This is a genomic window from Vibrio sp. R15-SG3-ISO1A (assembly GCF_059833955.1).
Genome location: NZ_JCBDGH010000081.1, coordinates 22,178 through 28,311 on the forward strand (window position 1 = coordinate 22,178; position 6,134 = coordinate 28,311).

At 49.5% G+C, this 6,134-nt stretch carries 6 protein-coding genes and 5 tRNA genes; 6 read left to right on the forward strand and 5 right to left on the reverse strand.

Going from position 1 to position 6,134, the window contains the following annotated elements; all coding sequences use genetic code 11:
• Nucleotides 1–79: 79 nt before the first annotated feature.
• The 3 genes from AC6R0L_RS13390 to rsgA all read right to left on the reverse strand — a co-directional run bounded on the left by AC6R0L_RS13390 (nucleotide 80) and on the right by rsgA (nucleotide 3,776).
• Nucleotides 80–1,489: an SLC13 family permease gene (locus AC6R0L_RS13390; RefSeq protein WP_500629419.1), complete on the reverse strand. Its 1,410-nt coding sequence runs from the start codon at nucleotides 1,487–1,489 to the stop codon at nucleotides 80–82.
• Nucleotides 1,490–1,665: 176 nt separating this feature from the next.
• Nucleotides 1,666–2,559: an archaetidylserine decarboxylase gene (gene asd, locus AC6R0L_RS13395; RefSeq protein WP_500629420.1), complete on the reverse strand. Its 894-nt coding sequence runs from the start codon at nucleotides 2,557–2,559 to the stop codon at nucleotides 1,666–1,668.
• A 161-nt stretch (nucleotides 2,560–2,720) separates the two neighbouring features.
• The gene (gene rsgA / locus AC6R0L_RS13400) at nucleotides 2,721–3,776 is read right to left on the reverse strand and encodes a small ribosomal subunit biogenesis GTPase RsgA (protein ID WP_500629421.1); all 1,056 of its coding nucleotides are present in this window, start codon (nucleotides 3,774–3,776) and stop codon (nucleotides 2,721–2,723) included.
• A 110-nt stretch (nucleotides 3,777–3,886) separates the two neighbouring features.
• Between rsgA and orn the strand changes: the two genes are divergently transcribed.
• Entirely contained in the window at nucleotides 3,887–4,432 is a 546-nt protein-coding gene (orn, locus tag AC6R0L_RS13405; protein WP_500629422.1) for an oligoribonuclease, read from the forward strand.
• 97 nt (nucleotides 4,433–4,529) lie between these two features.
• Here orn and AC6R0L_RS13410 read toward each other — a convergent pair whose 3' ends face one another.
• Both AC6R0L_RS13410 and AC6R0L_RS13415 read right to left on the reverse strand, forming a co-directional pair.
• Nucleotides 4,530–5,246: a hypothetical protein gene (locus AC6R0L_RS13410; RefSeq protein WP_500629423.1), complete on the reverse strand. Its 717-nt coding sequence runs from the start codon at nucleotides 5,244–5,246 to the stop codon at nucleotides 4,530–4,532.
• A 69-nt stretch (nucleotides 5,247–5,315) separates the two neighbouring features.
• The gene (locus AC6R0L_RS13415; protein WP_500629424.1) at nucleotides 5,316–5,504 is read right to left on the reverse strand and encodes a hypothetical protein; all 189 of its coding nucleotides are present in this window, start codon (nucleotides 5,502–5,504) and stop codon (nucleotides 5,316–5,318) included.
• A 53-nt stretch (nucleotides 5,505–5,557) separates the two neighbouring features.
• On the opposite strand from AC6R0L_RS13415, the gene AC6R0L_RS13420 reads away from it, so the two are divergent.
• From AC6R0L_RS13420 to AC6R0L_RS13440, 5 genes are all read left to right on the forward strand, one after another.
• Nucleotides 5,558–5,633 (forward strand) — tRNA-Gly (locus AC6R0L_RS13420).
• Between the two features lie 37 nt (nucleotides 5,634–5,670).
• Nucleotides 5,671–5,746 (forward strand) — tRNA-Gly (locus AC6R0L_RS13425).
• Nucleotides 5,747–5,788: 42 nt separating this feature from the next.
• Nucleotides 5,789–5,865, forward strand: a tRNA-Met gene (locus AC6R0L_RS13430).
• 30 nt (nucleotides 5,866–5,895) lie between these two features.
• Nucleotides 5,896–5,971 (forward strand) — tRNA-Gly (locus tag AC6R0L_RS13435).
• A 42-nt stretch (nucleotides 5,972–6,013) separates the two neighbouring features.
• Nucleotides 6,014–6,090, forward strand: a tRNA-Met gene (locus tag AC6R0L_RS13440).
• Nucleotides 6,091–6,134: the final 44 nt, after the last annotated feature.

Sequence of the window (6,134 nt, forward strand, 5' to 3'; positions counted from 1 at the left end):
GCACGAAAACGCGCTAGAAACAAAGCGCCCAGGTAAGAGAACCTGGGCGCCGAGCTAAGTATGATCTGTGGGGCAACGGTTACGTAAGAATGAGCGTTGCTGCATAAACAATCGCAAGGCCAATCAAGCCAATAATGACGCCGGTTTTGGCCATGTCTTTACTCTCAATCAGTCCTGTTGAGTAAGCCAGGGAGTTCGGCGGTGTTGAGACAGGCAAAATCATACCGAGAGAGGCTGAGAAGGCCACAACAACCAATAAGGCTTGCAGCCCGCCAATGACTGCCAAGCTCTCCATCGAAGCGCCAATGGCTGCCGCGATGGGCATCAACAAGTTGGCGGTCGCGGTGTTGGACATAAAGTTGGCCATCAACCAACACACCATAGACAACGTGATGACCACCGCGACAGGCGAGAGGGTCTCGTAATCGATCGCATGTGCCAGCGCTTCAGCGAGCCCAGTTTTATCCAGACCAATGCCAATGGCGATACCACCGGCAACCAGCCACAGCACATCCCAGTTGATCAGCTTGAGTTCTGCTTTGCCCATAATGCCAGTCAAGGTGAAGACGGCGAGAGGAATGATCGAAACCACATAGGTGTTCATGCCGTGCAATTGAGTGGTCATCCACAACAAAATAGTGATGGCGAAGGTGCAATAGACGGTAATAGCCCGCCAGTTGCGTTGGAACTGACCATCGAGCTTGAGCTGCATCTCATTGGATGTGGAGGGGAAGAGCTTTTGCAGTAAAAACCAAGCGATGGTGAGCTGAATAATCACGAAGGGCAGACCCATCATCATCCAGCTTAAGAAGGTAATCGAGTTGTCACCTGTCAGGTATTGCAGCGCGATGGCGTTGGGTGGGGTACCAATCGGGGTGGCAATGCCACCCGTATTGGCGGCAATAGGGATACATAACACTAACGCTTTGATGCCCAAATCCCCTTTGGGTGCAGAAGCGACAATCGGGCCAAGCAAGGCCAGCATCATAACAGTGGTTGCGGTGTTCGACATAAACATCGAAAACACAGCAGTGATCAGCATTAATCCCAACATGATGAACTTGGGCTGTTTGCCAAAGGGTTTGAGAAGCACCCGTGCTAGGTTGTTGTCGAGTTCATATTTTGAGGCCGCGATCGCAAGGGCAAAACCGCCCATAAAAAGAATAATGATCGGCGAGGAAAAGGCGCTGAATATGTCTGTGTAATCGAGCAATACGCCTAGGTCATGATGGGGCGGCGGGGTACGAAACCAGTGCAATCCTTTATTGGAAATCATCACCAACTCAAGCGCGATAATCAGGATAGAAGTGGCAAAAACAGGTACTGGCTCTAATACCCACAGCAACGCCGCCAGCAAGAATATGGCCAGTAGGCGATGTTGGATCAGGGTTAAGTCGTCAATGGGAATCCAATCGATGGGCATAAAAAGCACAGCAAGAGGGAGCCCAAAACTGACCAGAAGTTTAATAAGGATTCCGGGTTTCAACATGACAGTAAACCTCAAGGTTTTTCGACGAAACACTAGAGTAATTTACAATCAAATTAAGGTCTTGGACGTAGCTGGAACTTTTAGCAAACAGTTGAAAATGTTCACTGGGTTTTGTCTTGGGTCAAAAAAGCCCCAACTTGTGGGGCTTGGAGAGACGGTGTGAATCGAACGCTCTGTTATTCAGACTCAGACGTGGATTCACTCTGGGTCGCGTTGCGTTGGTGTGCGTAAGGCGTGCCCATAACGGTGGTCGCACCGGTACTCATTGCGTCATCAAAGGTGATCGCGTCTTTTGCAAAAAGGTTGATGACGGTAGAGCCGAGCTTAAAGCGCCCCATCTCCTGGCCTTTTTTCAAGATCACGGCTTTGTTACCTGTGGCTGGGTAATCCCATTTGTACACTGTGTTGCCACGAGGAGGTGTGACGGTGCCAGCCCAGACTTGCTCAATGCTACCAACAATCGTTGCCCCTACCAGCACTTGCGCCATCGGACCGAACTCAGTATCAAAAATCGACACCACGCGTTCGTTGCGGGCAAAGAGGTTAGGTACATTCTCGGCCGTCAGTGGGTTGACCGAGAACAGATCGCCCGGTACGTAAATCATCTGGCGCAGCGTGCCATCGCATGGCATGTGTACGCGATGGTAATCACGAGGCGAAAGGTACAAGGTCGCAAAATCACCCTCAGCAAACTCTTTGGCCAACTCGGCGTCACCACCAAGTAATTCTTGCGCGGTATAATCGTGCCCTTTGGCTTGGATCAGTTTGCCATCTTGAATTGGGCCAAATTGACTCACACAGGCATCTGCAGGGTGAGTAATTACTGACTCACCTTCTGCGATTGGGCGAGCGCCTTCTTTGAGTTCACGGACAAAGAAATCATTAAATGTGGCAAAGTGCTTAGGATCCGAATGCTTCGCTTCGTCCATATTCACGTTGTACTGTTTGATAAACCATTTGATGATGGCTGTGGTTAGACCGCCTGCTTTGGCAGAGGCTAGCTTGCCCACAAGGCGAGTGAGGCCGTGTTGTGGGATCCAGTATTGCAGCCCAACTTTAATCTTATCCATGGTGTTTGATTCCAATATCGAAATAACAGGTTGCGATTGCACGCGCTTAATCGGGCGCGAGATACTAATCAATCTGGCTTTAAAAGTCAGCCATTCTCATTCAACTTTCCAAGCTTGCTAGGCACTTTAAGACCCAGAGCAAGGAATCTGTGCTCTAGGGGCTAAAGATCCGCTTTCTTGTTACGTGAATACTGACGATTGGCTTTGTTTTCTGCCATGCTCTCTAAGATGCGGTGGTAGTTGTCGAAACGCACTTCGCTGATGTCGCCTTTCTCCACGGCTTCAACCAGTAGACAGCCTGGATCATCTAAGTGCTTGCAGTCCCTAAACTTGCAGCCCCCTAGATAGGGTTTGAACTCGACAAACGCCTCGGTTACCTGTTCTGCTTCGAGATGCCAAAGGCCAAATTCGCGCACCCCAGGTGAGTCGATTAAGTCACCACCGGAAGGGATGTGATAGAGGCGAGAGGCGGTCGTGGTGTGTTGTCCTAGGCCGGAATTTTCAGAAATTTCCCCTTCCTCGACATTAAACTGTGGCATCAAGGCATTAACCAAGCTCGATTTACCCACACCCGATTGACCGACAAAAATATTGATCCGCCCTTGCAGCTCCGCTTCGAGGGCCTCGATACCTTCTCCAGTCTGTTTACTGACCAGCAATACCGGGTAGCCGATACGTTGGTACTCTTCGAGCCAAGATTGGTAAGTCTCACGTTGCGCTTCATCGAGAAGATCGATTTTGTTGAGCACAATCAGAGGGGCGATCTGCAACGTTTCAGCCGCCACTAGGTAGCGGTCAATAATGTTGAGAGATAACTCAGGCAAAACGGATGAGACGATCACCATTTGGTCGACATTCGCCGCAACCGGTTTAAGGCCGTCGTAATAGTCAGGTCGAGTGAGGACGGAAGTCCGTGGCTTCACCGCTTCCACTACGCCGGAAATGCCGTCCATAGATTCTAATCCAGCGCGCCAAATCACCTTGTCGCCAGAGACAAGAGATTCGATACCACGACGAAGGTTGCAGCGGTGCACCTCTAGTGTTTCACTATCTTCAATATCTGCATGTTGACCAAAGCGTGTAATGACCAGGCCTTTCTTGGTCGCACCCAGCATGGTTTCGTCCCATTGCACGGACTCTTCACTTTTTAGCTTACGCTTTTGGTTGCTGCGTACTCGCCTAACTTGACCTTTGGTGAGCTTTTTCTTTTTTGCCACAGTGTTTACTTAACCATTTCTCTGCATTGTCGATCCGCTCGATTGCTATCTTGAGGATCAGAATTTGGGTATAGTACCCTTTTTAGCGATAAACCAATAGGCAACACTTTATGTCCTTTAGCGATCAAAATTTAATTTGGATTGATCTTGAGATGACGGGGCTTGACCCGGAGACTCACAAAATCATCGAAATCGCGACCATTGTCACCGATGCTCAGCTCAACATTTTAGCTGAAGGGCCCGTACTTGCCATCCATCAGCCAGAATCTGAATTGGCAAAAATGGATGAGTGGTGCACGACCACGCATACCGCCAGTGGTTTGGTGGAGAGAGTTCGCCAGAGCCAAGTGAGCGAGCAGCAAGCGGTAGAGCAGACCTTAGCCTTTTTAGAGCAATGGGTAGCGAAAGGCCAATCACCGATTTGTGGCAATAGTATTGGTCAAGATCGTCGATTCTTGTACCAACATATGCCAGAGCTCGAGTCCTATTTCCATTATCGGTACATCGACGTCAGCACGCTGAAAGAGTTGACGCGTCGTTGGAAGCCGGAAGTGTTGACGCAGTTTTCGAAAAAGGGCAGCCATTTGGCGATGGACGACATCAAAGAGTCGATCGCAGAGCTCAAGTTCTATCGCGAAACCATCATGACCATATAGTCTCGATGGCGATGAGTCCATCTCGCGAAAAACAAACACCCCCCACTCATACTGCGGGGTTGTTTGTTTTAGGTCCGTATTGATACCACAACGACTGTTAAGGGATCGGCAAGAAGACAAACTGTGCCACACCTTGGACGACTTTGGTGATACTGCGATTGGTTTTGTCTGCGACGATGAGCGCCATCATATCTTGAATCATCACCATCTTGGTAAACAGTCGATCAAAGCTGATGTCATAGTCGTCCCCCTCGAGTTGGTTTGAGAGGAGAAACAGCTCGCCCGTATCATTTCTGCGCTTATACAAGCGCCAGACAAACACTTCTATATTGCGTGCGCTGTTATAGAGTGCCTGCTCGTCCAGAGAATCGAGGATGAAGAACTCTTGCTGGTGGTTGTATGAGCGCCTAAGCATCTCTGTCAGTCCGACCATTGCCGCGAACACGCGATCCCCTTGGAAGTCATCATTGAAACTGAGCAGTATCGCATCAATGCTGGTTAGACCGCCGAGCTCCTCGAACACTAAGCTCGGGAGTTCAATGGTGTCCTCGTCGCCAAAGATTTGCGTGAGCCGCTGATCTAAGGTCATGTCGGGCGCTTTTTTGAGTTGCCAAGGATTTCTAACATAAAGCTTGCGTGTCAGCTCCATTAACAGCGCTTTTTGTTCCCTAGCGTGAACGTCCATGACAAAATCAACATCACTTTTGCCAAGGTTCCTCACGGGCTTAGGCAGTGCACCACACCCAGATAAGAGCAGGGTGCTCAGCACAAGCCCAACAAGCCATCGATATGGCTGAGAGGTTGGAAACGTCATCCTGAATTCCTTGATTCTTCGTCTCGCAGTGAGTGAGGGCATCAATACGAGAGCATCCATCAATCCACTCTATCGTTCACTGTACTCTCCAGCAATTAATTCAGTAAAACGAATGACTTGTTTGATAGCTGGCTCTAATTTATCCTCCTTTACCGCCAAAGGGTTTGAGTGCTTTTCAAGCAAAAGTTGGCGCTTATGTGTGGTTTTTATCCAAACAGAAAAAAAAATCAGATTTTTTCTTCCAAGGACTTGCATCACAAAAAAATGCTCTTATAATTCGCAGCCCTGAACAGCGGAAACGTTGTTGAAAAGCGACACTAGCTCAGTTGGTAGAGCGCAACCTTGCCAAGGTTGAGGTCACGAGTTCGAACCTCGTGTGTCGCTCCAGTTTGATAGCTTTCATCGTGCTTAACGGTGACAAAATGCGACACTAGCTCAGTTGGTAGAGCGCAACCTTGCCAAGGTTGAGGTCACGAGTTCGAACCTCGTGTGTCGCTCCAGTTTGATAGCCTTCATCGTGCTTAACGGTGACACAATACGGACGCGGGGTGGAGCAGCTTGGTAGCTCGTCGGGCTCATAACCCGAAGGTCGTCGGTTCAAATCCGGCCCCCGCAACCAAATCTCATTAATAGCAAATGCTGTTGATATGCGACACTAGCTCAGTTGGTAGAGCGCAACCTTGCCAAGGTTGAGGTCACGAGTTCGAACCTCGTGTGTCGCTCCAGTTTGATAGCCTTCATCGTGCTTAACGGTGACACAATACGGACGCGGGGTGGAGCAGCTTGGTAGCTCGTCGGGCTCATAACCCGAAGGTCGTCGGTTCAAATCCGGCCCCCGCAACCAAATTCAATCAATAGCAAATGCTGTTGATATGCGACACTAGCTCA